Origin of the sequence: Sphingobacterium sp. UBA3549 (genome assembly GCF_002376635.1) — a bacterium.
Taxonomy (GTDB): Bacteria; Bacteroidota; Bacteroidia; order Sphingobacteriales; family Sphingobacteriaceae; genus Sphingobacterium.
The window spans coordinates 1-19870 of sequence record NZ_DFOE01000002.1; the positions used below are offsets into that span (position 1 = coordinate 1).

21 protein-coding genes are annotated in these 19870 nt (G+C 38.3%); 5 read left to right on the forward strand and 16 right to left on the reverse strand.

What is annotated here, in order from left to right:
- Positions 1-97: 97 nt before the first annotated feature.
- The 3 genes from B2W36_RS00925 to B2W36_RS00935 all read right to left on the reverse strand — a co-directional run bounded on the left by B2W36_RS00925 (position 98) and on the right by B2W36_RS00935 (position 3160).
- Positions 98-1345 (reverse strand): hypothetical protein, encoded by a 1248-nt coding sequence (locus B2W36_RS00925; RefSeq protein WP_293881600.1) that lies wholly within the window; start codon positions 1343-1345, stop codon positions 98-100.
- A gap of 133 nt (positions 1346-1478) precedes the next feature.
- Complete coding sequence (locus B2W36_RS00930) at positions 1479-2555, reverse strand: Gfo/Idh/MocA family protein (RefSeq protein ID WP_293881602.1); 1077 nt, start codon at positions 2553-2555, stop codon at positions 1479-1481.
- Positions 2556-2569: 14 nt separating this feature from the next.
- Positions 2570-3160 (reverse strand): phosphatase PAP2 family protein, encoded by a 591-nt coding sequence (locus tag B2W36_RS00935; protein WP_286776925.1) that lies wholly within the window; start codon positions 3158-3160, stop codon positions 2570-2572.
- Positions 3161-3632: 472 nt separating this feature from the next.
- Between B2W36_RS00935 and hisG the strand changes: the two genes are divergently transcribed.
- Positions 3633-4484, forward strand: coding sequence for an ATP phosphoribosyltransferase (gene hisG, locus B2W36_RS00940; RefSeq protein WP_293886155.1), 852 nt, complete (start codon positions 3633-3635; stop codon positions 4482-4484).
- 21 nt (positions 4485-4505) lie between these two features.
- Positions 4506-5795 carry a histidinol dehydrogenase gene (hisD, locus tag B2W36_RS00945; RefSeq protein WP_293881609.1) on the forward strand — a complete coding sequence of 430 codons (1290 nt, stop codon included), beginning with the start codon at positions 4506-4508 and terminating at the stop codon, positions 5793-5795.
- A 94-nt stretch (positions 5796-5889) separates the two neighbouring features.
- Here hisD and B2W36_RS00950 read toward each other — a convergent pair whose 3' ends face one another.
- The 3 genes from B2W36_RS00950 to B2W36_RS00960 are packed head-to-tail and all read right to left on the reverse strand — an operon-like array spanning position 5890 to position 8696.
- Positions 5890-6783 (reverse strand): YARHG domain-containing protein, encoded by an 894-nt coding sequence (locus B2W36_RS00950; protein ID WP_293886156.1) that lies wholly within the window; start codon positions 6781-6783, stop codon positions 5890-5892.
- Complete coding sequence (locus tag B2W36_RS00955; protein ID WP_293886157.1) at positions 6783-7442, reverse strand: DUF2306 domain-containing protein; 660 nt, start codon at positions 7440-7442, stop codon at positions 6783-6785. The genes B2W36_RS00950 and B2W36_RS00955 overlap by 1 nt, the downstream gene beginning before the upstream one ends.
- 9 nt (positions 7443-7451) lie before the next feature.
- Positions 7452-8696, reverse strand: coding sequence for an ABC transporter permease (locus B2W36_RS00960; RefSeq protein WP_209574629.1), 1245 nt, complete (start codon positions 8694-8696; stop codon positions 7452-7454).
- A 185-nt stretch (positions 8697-8881) separates the two neighbouring features.
- Here B2W36_RS00960 and queA point away from each other — a divergent pair, with 185 nt between their 5' ends.
- Together queA and B2W36_RS00970 are read left to right on the forward strand one after the other, a co-directional pair.
- Positions 8882-9931, forward strand: coding sequence for a tRNA preQ1(34) S-adenosylmethionine ribosyltransferase-isomerase QueA (gene queA / locus B2W36_RS00965; protein WP_209574631.1), 1050 nt, complete (start codon positions 8882-8884; stop codon positions 9929-9931).
- Between the two features lie 79 nt (positions 9932-10010).
- A complete protein-coding gene (locus B2W36_RS00970) occupies positions 10011-10694 on the forward strand; it encodes a 2-C-methyl-D-erythritol 4-phosphate cytidylyltransferase (RefSeq protein ID WP_293886158.1) in 684 nt (227 codons plus the stop codon).
- Between the two features lie 6 nt (positions 10695-10700).
- Here B2W36_RS00970 and B2W36_RS00975 read toward each other — a convergent pair whose 3' ends face one another.
- The 9 genes from B2W36_RS00975 to B2W36_RS01015 all read right to left on the reverse strand — a co-directional run bounded on the left by B2W36_RS00975 (position 10701) and on the right by B2W36_RS01015 (position 17584).
- On the reverse strand, positions 10701-10856 hold the full coding sequence (locus B2W36_RS00975; protein ID WP_209574636.1) for a lmo0937 family membrane protein: 156 nt from the start codon (positions 10854-10856) through the stop codon (positions 10701-10703).
- A gap of 81 nt (positions 10857-10937) precedes the next feature.
- The gene (locus B2W36_RS00980) at positions 10938-11705 is read right to left on the reverse strand and encodes an MBL fold metallo-hydrolase (protein WP_293884272.1); all 768 of its coding nucleotides are present in this window, start codon (positions 11703-11705) and stop codon (positions 10938-10940) included.
- Positions 11702-11971 carry a hypothetical protein gene (locus tag B2W36_RS00985; protein ID WP_349678844.1) on the reverse strand — a complete coding sequence of 90 codons (270 nt, stop codon included), beginning with the start codon at positions 11969-11971 and terminating at the stop codon, positions 11702-11704. The genes B2W36_RS00980 and B2W36_RS00985 overlap by 4 nt, the downstream gene beginning before the upstream one ends.
- Positions 11972-12060: 89 nt before the next feature.
- Entirely contained in the window at positions 12061-13188 is a 1128-nt protein-coding gene (locus tag B2W36_RS00990; RefSeq protein WP_293884274.1) for a glycosyltransferase, read from the reverse strand.
- 6 nt (positions 13189-13194) lie between these two features.
- Positions 13195-14145: a glycosyltransferase family 2 protein gene (locus tag B2W36_RS00995; RefSeq protein ID WP_209575127.1), complete on the reverse strand. Its 951-nt coding sequence runs from the start codon at positions 14143-14145 to the stop codon at positions 13195-13197.
- A 98-nt stretch (positions 14146-14243) separates the two neighbouring features.
- Positions 14244-14846: a DUF4199 domain-containing protein gene (locus B2W36_RS01000; RefSeq protein ID WP_293884276.1), complete on the reverse strand. Its 603-nt coding sequence runs from the start codon at positions 14844-14846 to the stop codon at positions 14244-14246.
- Between the two features lie 4 nt (positions 14847-14850).
- Positions 14851-15525, reverse strand: a complete 675-nt coding sequence (locus tag B2W36_RS01005) for a hypothetical protein (protein ID WP_209574645.1) — start codon at positions 15523-15525, stop codon at positions 14851-14853.
- Positions 15526-15530: 5 nt separating this feature from the next.
- A complete protein-coding gene (locus B2W36_RS01010) occupies positions 15531-16799 on the reverse strand; it encodes a dihydroorotase (protein WP_293884279.1) in 1269 nt (422 codons plus the stop codon).
- Positions 16800-17014: 215 nt separating this feature from the next.
- Positions 17015-17584: a UbiX family flavin prenyltransferase gene (locus B2W36_RS01015; protein WP_209574649.1), complete on the reverse strand. Its 570-nt coding sequence runs from the start codon at positions 17582-17584 to the stop codon at positions 17015-17017.
- A gap of 347 nt (positions 17585-17931) precedes the next feature.
- Here B2W36_RS01015 and B2W36_RS01020 point away from each other — a divergent pair, with 347 nt between their 5' ends.
- Complete coding sequence (locus tag B2W36_RS01020; protein WP_209574651.1) at positions 17932-18582, forward strand: ankyrin repeat domain-containing protein; 651 nt, start codon at positions 17932-17934, stop codon at positions 18580-18582.
- On the opposite strand, the gene B2W36_RS01025 is transcribed toward B2W36_RS01020, so the two are convergent.
- Positions 18579-19862 carry a DUF2851 family protein gene (locus tag B2W36_RS01025; protein ID WP_293884283.1) on the reverse strand — a complete coding sequence of 428 codons (1284 nt, stop codon included), beginning with the start codon at positions 19860-19862 and terminating at the stop codon, positions 18579-18581. The genes B2W36_RS01020 and B2W36_RS01025 overlap by 4 nt on opposite strands.
- Positions 19863-19870 lie beyond the last annotated feature (8 nt).

Consider the following 19870-nt stretch of genomic DNA (forward strand, 5'->3'; position numbering starts at 1 on the left):
AGTCGACACGAAAAATTAGTCCCATAAAAAAAGCTGCCCTTGTCGGACAGCTTCTTTTTTTTGTAACCGCTAAAACATAGATTGTATGGATTTAAAATTACTTAACATAAGAATTTAAGAAAGTATTTAAGTCCATCTTCTTCGTTTCTTCGCCCTCTTTCTCGCGAATCAAAACATTCCCGACGTGATCAGCATCTAGAAATAGTAGATTCGCTTTTAATATAATCTTTCCCTGTTCGTCCAGCAATCCAATTTTACCATTTTCAGAGAACATCAGATAATTGTCCAAAAATTTACTGATGTTTTCTTTCTTATCGAGCAGAATTTTCCCTTCTTCTGTGACCAATCCAAAATTACCGTCTTTTTGGAATATGGCAATTTTTTGATTTGCTGGCGTCAGCCAGTCAAATCCTTCTTTATTTACCTTTCCCCCCTTCTTATCCAATAACCAAAAATAATTATCTTTATCTGAAACAATGGCAGTGTGTTCATTAAAGTATGCTAAAGAGAAAAGAGAGCAAGGCAATACTTCTTCTCCTGCCGTGTTTTTTATACCATAATATTCATCATTGGTATTTTTATCCTTAACCATCGTCCATTTAAGTGATCTATCCAATGGAAAAGTGTCTTCAAATAAACCGACATCTTCTGCCTGGCTATCATTATCTCCCCCGGAGATATCAATAACCTTCGCGTTTTTAGGCAATTGAAAGTCTGCAACAAAAGATGTATTGGCCACTTTTGTTGTTTCGAAACCAAGCTCATTGCTTTCACCTAAAGACAATTTAAGCACACCACCAGGCAAATCATTTATAAATGGAAAGGCAGTCAAATAATAAGTCGGTACTGCTTCCGAATACCAAACAGTTGCGATAGCCGAATCCGCATTGTTTTTAAAAAACAACTTTGCTTTTTTACAGGTAATGCCCGCTATTGATTCTATTTCGCCCATATCTTGCAGCTGCACATAAGGGCCTTCGGATTCTTCCGGCTTTACACCAACAATCTTATACGATGGATGATATACTTCAGCAGTGACGACATCATCTCCTGCTGAATACGAATACGTTTTTGCTAACTTTCGATTTAAAACAGCATGTGTCTTTTGATTCACTATAGTGGAAGAATAATAGGCATCAGCCAAAACCTCTACATTCCGATAAGCCATTTTTCCTTTCAAAAATGGCTCATAAAACTCCTTTGCAAATTCTGGAACGTCATTTTCAAACTTTTCAGGCGACACTTCACCTTTAAAAACCAACTCCATCTGCCATTGCTTATCTTGCGCATAAGTTGTCGAAATTGATAATCCAAATAATAGTGCAACTTTGAGTAAATTATTCATAAGAATGTTAAATATGTAGCTAAATAACAAAAGACAGACCAAAAAGTCTATTTTTTTAAGCTATTTTTTTATTTAAGCACTTTCTAGCTGTATATTCTAGTACAATATTCATAAGATATTTTGTGAAAAAGCACTACAACTTTATCATCAATTTAGTTTTCACAGCTTCATCGCATGCCAAAGCGATTCGCAGACTGTTAATAGCATCTTCCATTGAATCAGTAAGATCCAAATTCTCTAAAATTGCCCGCAGAAAGAATAGCTGCTCCCGATTACATAATTCTTGATGACCAGGCTCATCCGATAAGTTAATCCATTCATCGGCCTTCTTAAATTCATTGGCTGAATCTAAATCACTATAATGTATTCTTAGGCTTTCCGTTTGTGTGTGTGAGGCGACCGAATCCGATTTCCCCTCATCGCTGGCTTTGTTAGCGACAATGGAAACTGCACCATTTGGTCCAAAAATATCTTTTACAAAAAAAGCGTTCTGACTCACCATTGGCCCCCATCCGGCTTCGTACCATCCTACAGAACCGTCCTCAAAATGCAACTGAAGTTGCCCATAGTTATAGTTCCACGCTGGAATCTCATCGGTTAATCGTGCACCTATTGCAGATACATACAATGGTTTTGCGCCCACCATTTGACACATGACATCAATATAGTGGACCCCGCAATCAACAATGGGACTTAAGCTAGACATTAAATTTTTATGCACATCCCACATATATCCATGACTCTGTTGATTGAGGTTCATACGCATAACAAGTGGCTTTCCCATCGTTTTAGAAATCTCGATGAACTTGATCCAGGATGGATGGTATCTCAAGATATAACCAACAACCAATTTTCTATCGTATTTTATTGCCGCATCCACTACCTGCTGTGCTGAAATTACGTTTTCAGCTATGGGCTTCTCGATAAAGACGTGAGCCCCAGCCTGAAAGGCTTTTATAGCATAATCTCTATGCGTATCTGGATAGGTGGCTATACACACGGCATCCGGTTTCGTTTCCTCAAGTGCCTGCTCATAAGACGAAAATAATTTATAGTTTCCTCCCAATTCTTCATTCAGCTTACCTTTGCTCTCTCCACGAGCTACTAGACCTACAATTTGAAAGCCATCTAAATCGTGATAAGCCCTTGCATGAGATGCGCCCATATTTCCACATCCAACAACTAATATTTTAACAACCTGTTGCATCATTTTTTCTTTTTATATTATCTCTTTAATCCATCTAAAGCGAATGCTGCTCCTGTTCCCAGTGCAGCACCAGCCAATACATCGGTGGGAAAGTGTACGCCCAAATACATCCGTGAATAACCAACACTACTTGCCCATAAAAGGGATGGGGCGACGACGTACCACTTCGAATAGGCACGTGACAAAGCAGTTGCGGTAGCAAAAGCGGAAGACGTATGCCCAGAGGGAAAGGAATATCCACTGGCCGTACGAACCGATATGAAATTAGGATATTTTTTAAAAGGTCTACTGCGCTTAAACAAATGTTTCAAACCCACATTCACCAAAGCAGTTACAGCCGTACTGCTAGCAACATACAAAGCATTCTGACGCATCATTTTATCATCATTGACTGCACCAGCAACCAGTAAACCGACGGGAACTGCAATCTGAACATAATTATTGATATCAGAAAGCACTTTAAATGTTTGTGTTTGCGGCACAGTCCTGGTTTCAGCAATCGACTCCAATATCCGGATATCTAATGTAGAAGCAGGTATTTCCTGCGCTACAGCGCCTATATAGGAACAATTCAACCAGCAAACAAAAATAAAAACTAATCTTTTCATCCAGTAAATAATCTCTCTATTTATAATTTCTTCACCCCTTAAAAATAAGGAAATTTATGTGAGTTGTCACCTTATTAAAGACGTTTAAATTTGAATCAAACTCATTACTGGTCTGTAAAGTATACGAAACAGTATGCTCCAAGCTATCAAATCAGTATTGTCATACGCCCAGATTTTGCATGTAGTATACACTAGCCATATTTTCACTTATTTTTGTATCCAAATTAGAATCCGCTTAATAATAAGCCTGTTTAGATGACAATTTTAAAATGATGGCCTTGGATTTCCAATTAATTTACTATACATTTGCTTACAGTTATTAATACAAACATGGTTTATACTTACGTACATCATTTTCATTTCCATCATCGCCGTTGTGGCGATATGTTAATTTAATGTGTTCTTACGTAGAATACCTTCCCTCTTGTTTGATTTCTTATTATTAATAATTTACTGCTAACATTATAAAGCGTTGAAAAATCTTAAAATTGCTATCCAAAAATCGGGTAGGTTAAACGAAAAATCTGTTCAATTACTGAAAAACTGTGGTTTAGACTTCGAGAACTACAAGAGCTCTTTAATTACCACTGTGGGAAATTTTCCATTGGAAATATTGTTTTTGAGAGACGATGATATTCCGGGTTATGTAGAACAAGGCATAGCCGATCTTGGTATCGTCGGTGAAAACATCATTGATGAGACTGAATCCAAAGTAGAATACATCAAGAGACTCGGTTTTGGAAAATGCACATTGAAATTAGCTATCCCCAAAGATAGTAGCATTCAGGACATTAAAGACCTTAATGGTAAAGCAATCGCGACCTCTTATCCAAATATCCTCAAGAACTTTCTAAACGAGTACAATATTAATGCAGACATCCGTTTGATCTCTGGCTCCGTTGAGATTTCTCCCGGCTTGGGCCTTAGTGATGCAATCTGTGATATCGTATCTACAGGTGGAACGTTAAAAAGCAATGGTTTAAAACCTTTTGCTGATGTGAAGAATTCAGAAGCCATTTTGGTGGGAAGAAAAGGATTAGAGGGTAATGAAGTTTTGACTGAATTAGTACAACGCATCGAATCTGTTCTTTTAGCAAAAGAAACCAAATATGTGGTATTGAATGTCGAAAAGAAGAATTTGCCGGCTATTACTTCTTTACTCCACGGCGTTAAGAGCCCTACGGTTGTTCCACTTGCAGAAGAAGGCTGGGTAGCCGTACATACCGTTATCGCCGAAGATGACTTTTGGGATAAGATCAACAAATTAAAAGCTGAAGGTGCCCAAGGTATCGTTGTGATGCCCGTTGAAAAAATCATTCTTTAAACTTGATGCACTTATACAACCATGTTAAAAAAATATGATTACAAGACGTTAGGAAAATCCGAAATTCAACAACTGGTTGCCAGGAACACGGATCCGAACAATGCAATACAAGAGGTTGTCCAGGAAATTATTCAACAGGTACGCCAGCAAGGAGATGTCGTGTTACGCGAATATGCTGCTAAATTTGACAATGTTGAACTCGAGCGACTGTATTTGGACGAGGACGATATCGATGCGTTAGCATCTACCATAGACCGTGATCAGCAAAGAGCACTGGAAATTGCTTTTCAAAATATTCATAAGTTTCATAGTACGCAATTAAAAAGAGAACGCACTGTTGAAACCATGCCCGGCGTAAAATGCTGGCGGGAGGTGCGCCCTATTGAAAAAGTCGGTCTCTATATCCCTGGAGGATCAGCGGTCTTACCTAGCACACTTTTAATGCTTGGTATTCCCGCAAGAATAGCTGGGTGCAAAGAAATTGTCGTTTGTTCTCCCCCCCAATCCAACGGAAAAATTAATGGATTTGTCGCTTTTTGTTTAAAATTACTGAAGATAAATAGAATATACTTGGTTGGAGGTGCTCAGGCTGTTGCTGCTATGGGATTTGGAACAAAGACAATACCCAAAGTCGATAAGATTTTTGGCCCAGGCAATCAATTTGTCACGAAGGCAAAATCCATTATACAGGGTCTGGCAAATGTTAGCATAGATATGCCTGCCGGCCCATCCGAAGTATTAGTCGTCGCTGATGACTCGGCTAATCCGGCTTTTGTTGCCGCCGATCTTTTGGCACAAGCCGAACACGGCGTCGACAGCCAAGCTGTCTTGGTTGCAACTTCTACGGCTATAGTTGATGCGGTCAACACAGAACTAGCAGCCCAATTGGCGGTCTTACCGCGCAAGGAACTTGCTGCAAAAGCTATTGACAATTCTTATGCGGTAACTGTTGATAACCTTCAGGAAGCGCTACAATTTTCAAATGATTACGCTCCAGAACACCTTATTTTGGAAACGGATCAATGGGAGTCTTTAACACGCTATATCAGTAACGCTGGTTCAGTATTTTTAGGACACTTAACCCCGGAAAGCGCGGGTGATTATGCTTCGGGTACTAATCATACGCTGCCTACATCGGGATATGCACGCTCCTACTCAGGCGTATCGGTGGATTCTTTTGTAAAAAAAGTTACTTTCCAACACATTAGCGAAACTGGGCTCCAACACATTGGGACTGTAGTTGAAATACTCGCTGAACTTGAGGGTTTGCAGGCGCATAAAAATGCGATTTCCATTCGAAAAAAATCATAAAACATAGACCGTTTAAATCACAAAAAGGGCTTTACAATGTAAAGCCCTTTTTGTGAAATTGATCTTTCGAATGTTTCGGAATGGATTTTATACCTTATCTTCCAAAGGTGTCATAATTATCCGTTGCATATTTTTCAAATCTCGTCAATAAAGCGATATTATCTTTTTCCAATGGACTCAAATCTGCATTCACATCTTTTGAAATAGGCACATACCAGTCTACAGGCTCAAAAAATTGGCGAATGCTTGGTTTAGTAAACGCATAGCCATGTCGGGCAAAAATCGTATTCCGAATAATCTCAAGATCCAACTTCTTAAGATTTTTCAGGTCTTTCTCGGTCAACTTTTGTTTAGATGCATTGACCGTAAAAACTGCAGGGGATGCCGACCTATAATATTGTATAACGTATGTATAAGTTGAATCTCCATCTACATCGGTTTCCTCTTTTCTCTTTTCGTTAATCCAGTCAACCAAAGTCCCATTTTCCTCATCCTGATTTTTCAGCATCAGATTAGGATTATATGCGAATTGCTTTTTCAACAGTTTGAAACTTCGTTTTTTTATCTTTACCCCTGGATCGTAGGCAGTCCAACTGCCAATTAACGTATCATGATTAAGCTTAATTTCAAAACGGCCATCGGACTTTTTATCGCCGGGCTCATCCAACAATAGCCGAAAGTCACTACCGTTTTCTTCCAGCTTTCCCACAAAAGAACGCAGATTTCCTTTCACCACATTCTGTCCGAATACACGCCCCTTATCTGTGATTTTTTTTATGGTCAAATTTATCTTTGGAGAATAATCTGTAATTGGCAAACCGTCCCCATCTTCCAGTGTATTTTCATCAACCACAAATTCTCCCACCCAGTTGCCGTATAGTTCCTGATGTGCCTCATGCTCAACAACAACGCTATCTTTTGTTCCGGGGGCTTCATTCTTTCTGTCTCTCCCTTCCTTACATCCTACAATGACCACAAGCAATAACACTAAACAAATATTTCTCTTAATAATTTTTGATTTTTTTGATAAATAATAAATTCCGCCAATAACAAATTTGGTATCCATCCCAGCCATGCGATAATCTGGTACACGTCCATTGGATTGGGCTGGAACAAATAGACTAAAGCCAGCTTCCAAAAACGTAGCGTCAGTGCAGAACAGGTTAATGCAAAGCTACGGATCATAAAATCGTGGTGTTTATTAAATTTTCTCTGACGCGCAAAATGAACTGCCTGGTAGGTAAAATAAAACCATCCCAATCCCAGTAATTCAAATGCAATAATAGATGTTATCCCACCATTCGCAACCAAACCAATCAGTAATCCTGATGGAGCGGCGCAAACCAAAATGGCGTATACATACAAATATCCTATACTTCTATGGACTCGCGGATATTTATTCAATAGGTAATTACTAAACTGAGTGAAGCCAGCCGGCAGCGCGAAGATAGCAGTACAGACATGGACATAAAAGACGTAGCGATACCACCAAAGTTCTTCTATTTCAGTTTGCTTGATCAGTAATAAGTTAGCATCCAGCTCAAACCCACGGTAGCGCAGTGTAATCTCTACCATTAGCATACAGCTATAGGCAAAAGTTAAAAGCCAAAATCCCTGCAGTATCGAAAATTGAGCTTTTTTAAACATATCTTCTCTTTAATTGCTTCGGATAGCTTCCACGGGATCCAATCGAGAAGCCATTAAAGCAGGAACAATGCCGGATATTAGCCCGATAAAAGTAGAAAGTGAAATTGTCAGGATAACCATTTTCAAACTAACGACGATAGCAACACCAGTCGCAGCCTGCACAAGAAATGCTAAAAAATAAACAACGATCAGACCTATTCCTCCTCCCAAGAGGCAGAGCACGATAGATTCTATTAAAAACTGAGAAAGGATAAAGAAATTTTTGGCTCCCAGCGCCTTTTGAATTCCGATGATGTGTGTACGCTCCTTAACGCTGACAAACATGATATTGGCAATACCGAAACCACCGACTAGGATTGAAAAAATACCAATCGAAAAACCCGCAAGATTAATTATTCCAAAAAGCTGATCCAGTGCACCTGTAATCATTGTTGTCTGATTAATAGAAAAATTTTCCTCCCGTTGAGGAGATATACGACGAATTGAACGCATAAGTGTCTTTGCTTCACTCTCTGCTTCAGCCAGCGTATAGTTCGGTTTAATTACCATCGCTATACTTGGTGAAAAATTATCATAATTGACCAAATTCCTCGCGAGCTCAAATGGAATAAAGGCGGTATCATCAGGTGAGGTATTGATTAATACACCATTTCCTTCTTTCTTTAACACTCCAATAACTTGAATTTTTCGGCCTAGCATGTTGATATATTTACCAACCGGTTCATCATTAGGAAAAAGTCCTTCCGCTATATTGGCCCCCAATACAGTCACGAGGGCGCCCCCCCTCGATTCACTTTCGGCAAAGTAACGGCCATCTACGATATTTAAATTTTGAATATATAGGTTTTCATAGGTCGCGGCATTAACCGATGAGCCCTGTGCAGAATTACTTTTATATTTTATTGTCGTATTGCCAATATTGATCATATAAGCCATATATTCAGCAGTCGTCATTCGGCTTTTTAAATCCAAGTAATTATTATATGTGGGTTCCGGTCTATTCAAGTACTTCCACCAGGGGAAATTTGGTCCTCCATCCCAAGGCCATTTTTCTATGTAGAGAGTTTTGCTTCCTATCTTCTTTACTGACTCCTCGATATTATTTCGAAGTGTATCTACAGCGGAGAATACGCCAATAATCGTAAAAATACCAATGGTCACACCCAACAGCGACAGTAAGGTGCGTGTACGATTGTCTTTTAATGCCGAAAAAGCAAACTGACAACTCTCCAATATCAATCTAAAGAATAGCATAATTTGTATTCTAAAATACAATATAGTTTTGATTTAATGTCAAAATCCTTAAAAATATCTACATAAATTAGAATTACCGCCCTTCTATACCCAAAAAAGTTATAACTTTGTATGCTTTTTGCAACCTAATATTTGGTGCACTGTAATGCACTAAAAGGTAGACATTAAAATATATATCATTAAAGATGAAGTTATCTCAATTTAAATTCAACTTACCAGAATCATTACTTGCTTCTGAACCTTCTGAAAATCGTGACGAATCGCGCTTGATGGTCCTACACAGAGATAGTGGTAAAATTGAACACAAAATTTTCAAAGATGTATTGGATTATTTCGATGACAAAGATGTCATGATTTTAAACAATACTAAAGTTTTTCCAGCGCGTCTTTATGGGAATAAAGAGAAAACTGGAGCTACTATTGAAGTTTTCTTGCTGCGTGAATTGAACAATGAGCTTCGCCTTTGGGATGTATTGGTCGATCCTGCACGCAAAATACGTGTTGGCAATAAATTATATTTCGGCGATGAAGACTTACTGGTTGCTGAAGTAGTGGATAATACAACTTCTCGGGGCCGTACGATCCGGTTTTTATTTGATGGTACCGATGAAGAGTTCCGCCGTAATATCGAGATCTTAGGTGAAACACCACTACCTAAATACATCAAGCGTAAAGCTACACCAGAAGACAAATTCCGCTACCAAACTATTTATGCAAAAAATGAAGGGGCTGTTGCCGCTCCTACAGCGGGACTTCATTTCTCTAGAGAATTGATGAAACGCTTAGAATTGAAAGGCGTTGATTTTGCAGAGGTTACTCTTCACGTTGGTCTTGGAACTTTTCGTACTGTTGAAGTGGAAGATTTAACTAAACATAAAATGGATTCTGAACAGTTTATCATAACTGACGAAGCTGCAAAAGTTGTCAATAAAGCTATCGACAACAAACGTCGCGTATGTGCTGTAGGAACGACTTCTATGCGGGCAATAGAATCTTCTGTGTCTGCTGACCATCATTTAAAGGCGGCATCGGATTGGACAAGTAAGTTTATTTATCCGCCTTACGATTTCAGTATTGCAAATTCCATGATCACAAATTTCCATACACCGGAATCCACTTTGCTTGTGATGATTGCCGCGTTTGCAGGTTATGAAAATGTAATGAATGCATATGAAGTTGCTGTGAAGGAAAAATATAGATTCTATAGCTATGGCGATGCGATGTTAATCGTTTAATCCTATGTTTAATAATAAATAAAAAACGTGGATAGTCTCAAGCTATCCACGTTTTTTATAAATCTTAAATTTCAATAACATGAACTTTGTCATAATCGTTGCAGCCGGAACAGGAAGCAGAATGAATAGCGACCTTCCAAAGCAGTTTCTTTGCTTAAATGAACTGCCCATTGTCATGCATACAATTAATCGATTTTGTCAATGTAAGATTGTATCGGAAGTAATACTAGTGATCAGTGAGGTAATGGAGGAATTGTGGAATGAACTGTGTTCGGAACATGACTTTACTTTACCTATCCATCTCACTTATGGTGGTCGAACCCGATTCGAAAGTGTTAAAAATGGAATTAATTACATTGAGGAAAATTTCAAAATCCGTTCAGAAGATTATATTGCAGTACACGATGGCGCTCGTCCTATTATTACTGAAGAGCTAGTGAACAAAGCATTTCAAGGCGCTTATGCCCATCAGGCAATTGTTTTGGGACAAAAGAGTATTGAATCCGTCCGCATGGGAGATGTTTCCTTTAATGCTGCTGTAGATAGAAACCATACCTGGTTAATTCAAACTCCGCAGGTATTTCATGGAGAGTTGCTACTAAAATCATATCAGCAAGTGGAAGACCCCCTTTTTACGGATGATGCGTCTGTGGTAGAGAAGATGGGCAACAGTATCGCTATTATTGAAGGTGATGCTAAAAATATAAAGATCACCTACCCTCAAGATCTACAAATTGCCCAGCTTTATTTAAATTTGATTTGAAATGTATTACGCGTTACCACGGATGACACGCAATAATACCACAATAATTGCAATCACCAAAAGGACGTGAATAATGTTATTGCCAGCTGCATAACCTCCAAAAAAACTTATCGCCCAAATGATGACCAAAATAACAGCGATGATATACAGTAAATTTCCCATTTTCTTTTAATAATTTAATACCTAAATCTATTTTTATAGGTATAACAAAGAAAATGGAAATATAGTTTTATAATAAATAGATTAGCTGATCTCCAGCTGTAACCTATCGTAGGCTAGCAACATATTTTTCGGCAATTCTTTTGAAACAATTTCATGCAATCCCATTCGGTGCCCTATATGTGTAAAATAAGTTTTATCTGCCTGAATATCATAGGCAAATTCAATCGCTTCGTCCAATGTTAAATGGGAAATATGAGATTCTTTCTGAAGTGCATTTACAACAAGTACCTTAACACCTTTCAATAGCTGCCGCGATTCTTCACTGATAAATTTTGCATCAGTGATATATGCAAACTCTCCGATCCTGAAGCCCAAGACTGGCATTTTATAATGAAGCACCTCGATAGGCATAATTTCCGTACCGAACAAAGGCAAAGATACACCAGCCCTTACCTCCTCCAAATCCAATCTCGGCGCTCCTGGGTATTTTGTTTCAGTAAACGCATAATAAAATTCGCGCCTTAGCGCTTCGTGTAGATCAGCTGTACCATAAATGGAAATAGAACTATGCTGCTGATAATTAAACGCTCTTACATCATCCAAACCAGCAATATGGTCTTTATGCGAGTGTGTCATTAACACAGCATCCAAGTGCATAACTTTCTCACGCAACATCTGATACCTAAAATCCGGACCAGTATCGACCACTAATGTGTGTTGATTATATTCAATAAGGATAGAAGAACGCAATCTTTTATCACGCTGATCTTCAGATTGGCAGACCTGACATTGGCACGCTATGACAGGTACCCCCTGGGATGTTCCGGTTCCTAAAAATGTAACTCTCAAGCTATAATTTTTGATTTCAATACCTCTTCATAAATTGGAAGAAGCTTCTCAGAAATGGCTTCCGAATCAATTTCAATATCCAATAATATGTTCCACAATGACTGGATTTTTATTTCAAGATTCGAAAACTTATTGACTACTACAACTTTTGTCGTCTGCAACATACAAGCACCTGTACGGAATGACCCTTTTTCATACCTAACTTTATACCCCTGTTCCTTAAAAAATTCTTCTAGCTTAGTTAAGCTGCTTTGTGTAAACGGCAACAAAATCTCTCCTTCTTTTAAAATTCTACCTCAGTATTCCAAACTTAGATAAATTTGATTTTATATACAAATAAAATAACCCTTAGCGATCAATGCGCCAATTTAAGAAGTTCATTACCGAAAGTTTCCCAGCTATATTTTCTTTTTTCGTCTATGATATTTGTTCTAAATTGTTCTTCTTTGTTGTAATGGTAAAAAGAAAAAATGCGTTCTGCGATTTCCTCTGCTTTGGGCTCGACAACATAACCAACATAACTATCTCGAACCAATTCGGGCAACCCACCGACATTACTTACAATCATTGGAAGATCGAAATGATAAGCAACTTGGGTGATTCCACTTTGAGTAGCGCTACGATAAGGTAACACGACACAATCCGCGGCTGAAAAATAACGCCCTACCTCCTGATTTGGAATAAAATCGGTATGCATAAAAATAAACTCTTCGAGTTTATACTTCTTTATAAGATCCAAGTATAACGCAGGGTCATCATAAAATTCTCCAGCAAGCAATAATTTAACCCCCATCTTACGTAGCCTGGTATCGTTTAAAGCTTGCAACAAGATATCTAAGCCTTTGTATTGACGAATAAATCCAAAGAACAAGATCACTTTCCCCTCTTGATCAATGTTAAGTAGTCTACGAGCTTCCTTTTTACTTTGATGAGTGCCATAGTTATCGTAAAGGGGATGAGGGGTATACACTGCTGGCATTTTCGGGCTTAGCAATTTGAGGTCCAACAGAACGCTTTTACTCATGGTGAGACAAGCATCAACAGATTTCAAAAAGTACCGGATCAATAGCTTATCCCCTGGTCGCTGTTCATGGGGAATTATATTATCAGCGATACATACTATTTTAGTATGCCTATTCTTCCGAACCTGTCGCTGGATTGTTCCCAAACACGGCCCGAAAAAGGGCATCCAAAATCGTACGATAAGGAGATCATATTTGGCATTTCTAAGTTCCTTGCCCACACTAATCCAATTAAATGGATTGATAGAATTTACTTTTGTTTTGATATGGAGTCCCTCTGGTGCAGGCTCATCCGAGTATTGTGACTTTCCAGGAAAAAGAAAATTTGGGTACTGCAGACTGAAGGAGTAGATATCCACTTCATGGCCCAACTGCTGAAAGTGGGATGCTAACCGTTCATTAAAAGATGCTATCCCTCCACCCCTTAATGGGTAAGCAGATCCTAAAATCACAATGCGCATAACGACTTAAATGACTTTCTCAATTTGATAGTCGTTCCGATCGGAGCTGCTTCTAGAGACTAATTCTGCCAAGAAACCTGTCAGAAATAATTGCGTGCCCAAAATAATAGCGGTTAGCGCAAAGAAAAACAATGGTTGATCTGTTATATCTCTAAAAGGTGTTCCGCTGGCAATACTTATCAATTTATGGCAAATTAGATAAATAGATATAAATAAACCTGCCAGAAAACTAATAACGCCCATAACCCCAAAAAAATGCATCGGCCTCTTCGAAAACTTACCAACGAAAAATATGGACAATAAATCGAGGAAACCTTTCACAAAGCGGCCAGGGCCGAATTTGGTTGTACCGTACTTACGTGGATAATGCTGTACGATCTGTTCTTGTATATTTGTAAATCCTGCCCATTTTGCAATTACAGGTATATAACGATGCATTTCACCATACACTTCGATATTTTTAACAACTTCCTTTTTGTAGGCTTTTAGACCACAGTTAAAATCATGCAGGTTGTGAATTCCAGACATCGACCTCGTCACCCCATTAAACAATTTGGTAGGTAGTGTTTTGGTTAATGGATCATATCGTTTTTGTTTCCATCCCGATACTAGGTCAGCCCCCTTATTTATGATTCGGTCGTACAATTCAGGAATCTCATCGGGACTATCCTGGAGATCCGCATCCATTGTAATAACGACATCACCCTGTGCAGCAGCAAAACCCACATTTAATGCTGCAGATTTTCCATAGTTACGTCGGAATTTGATAGCAGAAATATTCGTGTTGTTTAACTTTAACTCTTCGATAACCTTCCAGGAATGATCTTTACTTCCATCGTCAACTAAAATAATTTCGTATGAAAAATGATTGGCCGCCATAACACGGTCGATCCAAGCTGTTAATTCGGGTAAGGATTCTTCTTCATTAAACAAAGGAACAACAACAGAAATATCCATGTGAATGTTAATCATGCTAAAAGTATAGTGTTATAATACCAACAAAGGTATTACTTTTTCAGCAATACCTTGTAGGAACAGTTTTATTTTGTTAGGCACTAAATGGCGTCTTGTCTAATCGCTAATTTTTCTCGCTTTGTCAAAGCTGATAGTAACAATGCAAAAACAAATTGAAACATCAAGGTGATCGCCAACCCCTTCAAAACTTGTCCTAAGGTAATTTTGCCGATAGAATCAACTTGTTTTTCAAGCTCCGCTATTTTTGAATCTATAACTTCGTCAGGAACATTATTCTTTTCCATATACTCAATGGTTACGTTAATGGTGTGAGTCACAACCTTTTCTTGTAACGTTGGATTAACGAAGTTGACATAGAGCTGTGTACCGATCGTGGAAATAATAGTAGAAATAGCAAGCATCATAAAGATCGATTTTAATGCTATTGAAAAATTCCAGTAGCCACCATTTGCTTTCCGAAGAGCGAAAGCGAACAAGGCAGCGATGATAACAAAAACCGCTGTATTAACGATAAATGACATCGACATTACCCCCCAGAAGGAATTTAAGTCTTTGACAACAAACAGGACAATTAGTCCTAGGATAAAAGAAATTATTCCCAATATGACACCATAGATAATACTTTTCTTTTTGTCGATTACCGCATCAAATCCTACATTACTTGGGTTGATTAAATCTGCCATAAAATTATTTATTATAGTAAGTACTCATTATTTGGTAAAGGGCAATATCAAAAGCCTTATTGGAAGACGCTTCAGCATATTCCTCAAATTGCTTTTCAGAGGGCTTGAATTCACTAAAGAAGCTCATAATAGGATAGAAAAGTTCATATACCTCGCTTTTCGGATTTATTCCTTTACCGACTTTCGCGATTTCAGCATATGGACTATCTACCACAATTTGGTTAGCAATGATATCTTCATAAATTTCATGCTCGTCTTGAAATTCGTCTTCATCAACCAGTAAAAACTCTTTTAAGAAGTCATCCAATTCAGGTTCAATCTCATCGTCTTTACATTCCCCTAAATAAAGAAAAATATTCAATAATTCAGTCCCACGATCTATGGTTTCATCTTCGATTGCTTCCCATTCTTCTGAATCCAAATAATCATCTTCCAGCTTCAATACATCGTTGGAGAAAAAATTCATCAATAAAAGATCAACATATACTTCGCGAAGTTCGTCAAACAAAGGATAGTCATCGAAAGACTGATCCAACAGTTCTAACTTTTCCAAATAGCTTACTTCCGTGTTGAATACGCGAATAATCTTTTCAAGGAATTCCGGGGCTGTCGAAATTCCATCTACCTTGCCATAATTTAATATACCTGCCTCAACGGCTGCTTTAATATTTGCTTCCATGGTTTTTAATCGTTTTTAACAATTTGACTATTATTAATGACCAATTCGACAGCACCGTTTAAGGTCTTTCCGAATAAAGGTGAATTTTTTGATTTGGATTTATTGGTTTTCTCATCGAAATTCCATGCTTTCGATGCGTCAAATAAAACAAGATTGGCTGCTGCTCCCTCTTCAATCTGAGGTACTTCAAGTCCTAAAATTTGCCTTGGTCTGACGGACAGACTATTTACAATTTGTTCTTCGTTCAATCCGGCACGAATCAACAGCGGCAGCACGGTCTGTAAACCAATAATGCCATTTTTGGCAATATGGAATTCGACATTCTTGAATTCTACTTCTTGCGGTGTATGTTGCGAGACAACAGCATCAATAGTTCCATCCTTGATTCCTTTAAGTAATACCTTAAGATCTGCTTTCGTTCTTAATGGGGGGCTAACCTTGTAATTGCTGTCGAAACCAACGATATCTTCGTCAGTAAACACCAATTGATGTGCGGCAACATCGCATGTGACTTGAAGACCTTTTGCTTTCGCTTTTTTTATCAGATCAACAGCTTCTGGTGTGCTTATGGAAGCAAAATGAATAGGAGCTCCTGTATATTCTGCTAGATAGAGATCGCGAGAAACCATTAATGATTCGGCAAGGTTTGGAATACCCTTCATACCTAAATAAGTACTCATAGCGCCTTCATTCATCTTGTTTCCTCCTGCCATCGACTCATCTTCCGCATGCGAAAAAATTAATCCATTAAACCCCTTAGCATACAACAACGCTCTGCTCATTAGTCCCGCTTGTTGAACACTCCTGTTTCCATCACTAAAAGCAACAGCCCCGGTTTGCTTCATATCAAATAATTCGGCCAGTTCTTTGCCTTCTCTCTTTTTGCTGATCGCACCAATTGGATGTACATCCACAATATTTCCTTTCGCAGTATTGACAATTAGAGCGACCTCTGAACGGCTTTGAATAGCTGGCTCAGTATTGGGCATCACGGCTACTCCAGTGAAGCCACCTGCAGCAGCTGCTGCTGTTCCGCTTAAGATATCTTCTTTGGTTTCTAGCCCAGGCTCTCCAAAATTGGCATGTAAGTCAAAAAAGCCAGGCGCTAATATTTTTCCGGAGCCATCAATGGTCTCACTATCTTTATCCGCTAATTTGACAGATTTTCCAATCTGTGCAATCTTTCCATCTTCAATAAATACATCCACTTGCTGCTGATGAAATTTATTCCCAGGTAAAATTACTTTAACAGAAGTAATCAATAAGCTTTTCATATATGATTGTGATTGAAATTAAAAGGATACAAAGTTTTAATCGAAGCACATAGATTGTGCATTGTGAACAGATAGAAAGGCGCTTTATCACTATAAATCATATAGCTATAAATAACTTTTTCGCTTGATGCTTGTGACTGCTTCATTTCGAGAAACAAAGTTACAAAATACAAATTTATTAAAGAACATTAAAAATAGATTTCGGCAACGATTACCTAGGAATTTTCCCCCCACTGATAATGCTTAAAGTCAAATCCAGCAAGACTCAAAATACGATCAACAACGGTTTCTGCTACCTCTTCAAACGTCTTTGGTAAGCTATAAAATGAAGGTGATGCCGGACAAATGATGCCACCTGCCTCTGTCACCAGTTTCATATTCTGAATGTGAATGATACTTAAAGGTGTCTCACGTGTAACCAAAATCAGTCGTCGCCGCTCTTTTAAGATGACATCAGCAGCGCGTGTTGTCAGATCAGAAGATATGCCATGCGCTATTCGCGACAATGTACCCATCGAACAAGGACAGACAATCATAGTATCATAGCGGGCGGAGCCCGATGCAAAAGGAGCAAAAAAATCACCTTTATCATAAAATTTGAAAGGTACATCCTGGTAACTTTCATCGCCTAATTCCGCACGCCATACATCCTTCGCATTATTCGACATGACAATACCAACTTCAGCGATTTGTGTTTTTAACACCAAAAGCTTTTTAAGTAAAACTTTAGCATAAATTGAGCCGCTAGCTCCCGTAATAGCTATAACTATCTTCCTTTTAGACATCTCTTTTAAAATATAAAACAAAGCTATAAAAAAAGGGTCGTAGTGAGAAACACCCGACCCTACATCTACCTATGAAAAACATGCCCTTGGGAGGGGCTTAACAAAAGTACATCTACTTTTTAATTTACGGAAATATTATGTGCATTACTACACATTTGTGTATATAAAAAATCAAAAAGCACGCTTTTTGGGCTCTTTCCATCTCAACAAATCTTTCAAAAACAGCTAACCGCCCACTTTTAATTGGGATATGGAGCTTCATAAAATATCAATAATTTCTCCCATCAAACATTTATTCTCATGAATAAAGTTTATTTTAGTAAAGAACTTAGACAATTAACAAACACATGAATCTCTCTATTTTAGAACAATACATAGAACAAGGAAAAAGCCACGACATAGATCTGTTATTAATTGGAAATCCCGAACTTTTACAGGAAACAACAAGTCATGGGATTTCGCCCCTTCTATTAGCTTGCTATTACAACAAACCTCAGATCATACGGGTGCTTTTACAACACACCAAGTCCATGACTATACATGAGGCTTGTGCAGCAGGATTAACATCCTATCTTGAGGCTATTATTTCGCAGGTACCTTCGGTTATCAATGAATGGTCATCGCAGGGTTTTACGCCATTGACCTTAGCTACATATTTCAACAAAGTAGACATTGTACGTCTATTGCTATCCAAACGGGCGAATCCAAACACCGTAACGAAAAATGAACAACTCACTACAGCACTGCATATTGCCGCCGCTAACAACAATGAAGAAATCGGGAAATTGCTTATCGATGCGGGCGCTAATGTCAATGCCATTCAGGCCACAGGCGAAACTCCACTCCATTTTGCGGCCCAATATGGTAACATCGATTTTATTGTTGCTTTACTTGAAAATGGAGCCGACACAAGAATAATCAATAGTGCCGGATTATCTCCAATGGATCTGGCGTATGAAAAAGGCCATAAAGAAATTGCAGAAATTTTAAAGAACTAGGTACTTTTTAAGATCTCCATACCGATTCTGCAATGAAGACAACGTTTCCTATCGCAGTAAAACTCCTTCAACTGCAACATTCCCTGCGTCTTGCCTGCATCTTTAACATCCCAATCATATTTAGCAAATTGCCGCACGATATTATTTTTTTCAGCAGGAAGCTCCTCCAATAACTGTAATGCCTTTTCGATATAGGACTGAATGCCAAAATATTTACCATATGAAAAAAGAAACACAACAACTACATTAATTACCAGAAGATCAACAGTTTCTTTCCCGATCCACGCACATTTTTTAACTTTTTCTTTTGTACTTAAGGAAAAATGTGATTCCCAAAAATCACCTGAAGGTTCTATTTTGAACAATTTTCTCGCCGCCTCCAAGCTATCTACGGCCAAAAGCTTTGCCACCCCCAACTCATTCTTACTGAATAAAACAACTAATTGAGCAATACGCCGTTCGGGAAAATTATATGGTCTCATCCTCAACCTCTTCCATACACCAAAAACGATTTCTATCTTGTGAATGTGCTGTTGGTACTTAAATTCGTCGACTAATCGCTTCACATACCCACTAGTTGGTCTACCAAGCAATAAACCACTGATACCAAAAAAAATAGCTTCCGTTTTAAATAAGTTTGAACGGTATTTTTTTAGAACATGCAAAGGCAGTTTTTCGCCGAATTCCTGGAAAGTATCTGCGTTAACTTTTAAACCCATAGATCTACACATCCATATCCAGAAGGTTTTTTCCCAATCAGTATCAAAATGTTTCAGTATTTCGAAAATCCGCTGAACTTTCATTTCCAAACGCTCAATTGACAAGGTATTCAACCACATTGATTTTTTAAAAATATTGATAGGCCCAAGCTGATATTCGCAGGGAATCCAGCTTTTGGTATTCATCATATTGGCATATTTTTCCAATAGATTTTTATCTACGTAGTCCGAAAGCACTAAAGTAGGAATAGACGTGCCGTCACTTCGGTAGATAACTTTATCATTTTTCCAAACTACATGTAGGATCACGTTATTGTAAGCAACATCTTCTTGATGAGCATGTCGATCCCAATCTGAGGATTGAATATGCATTTCTACATGACCGAACCAATCCTTATCTCCATATCTAATGTGCGACATGAGAAAATCGGGGCCAGAATCTGTGTTGTATCGCCCCACTTGAACAACGGCTAAGGCCCCACCATCTGTGGAATTTAACCCATTTGCACGGAATAGCCGAAGTTTCCAGATAAACTGCATTAAGTTTTCTGTAACTAACATAATTGTAA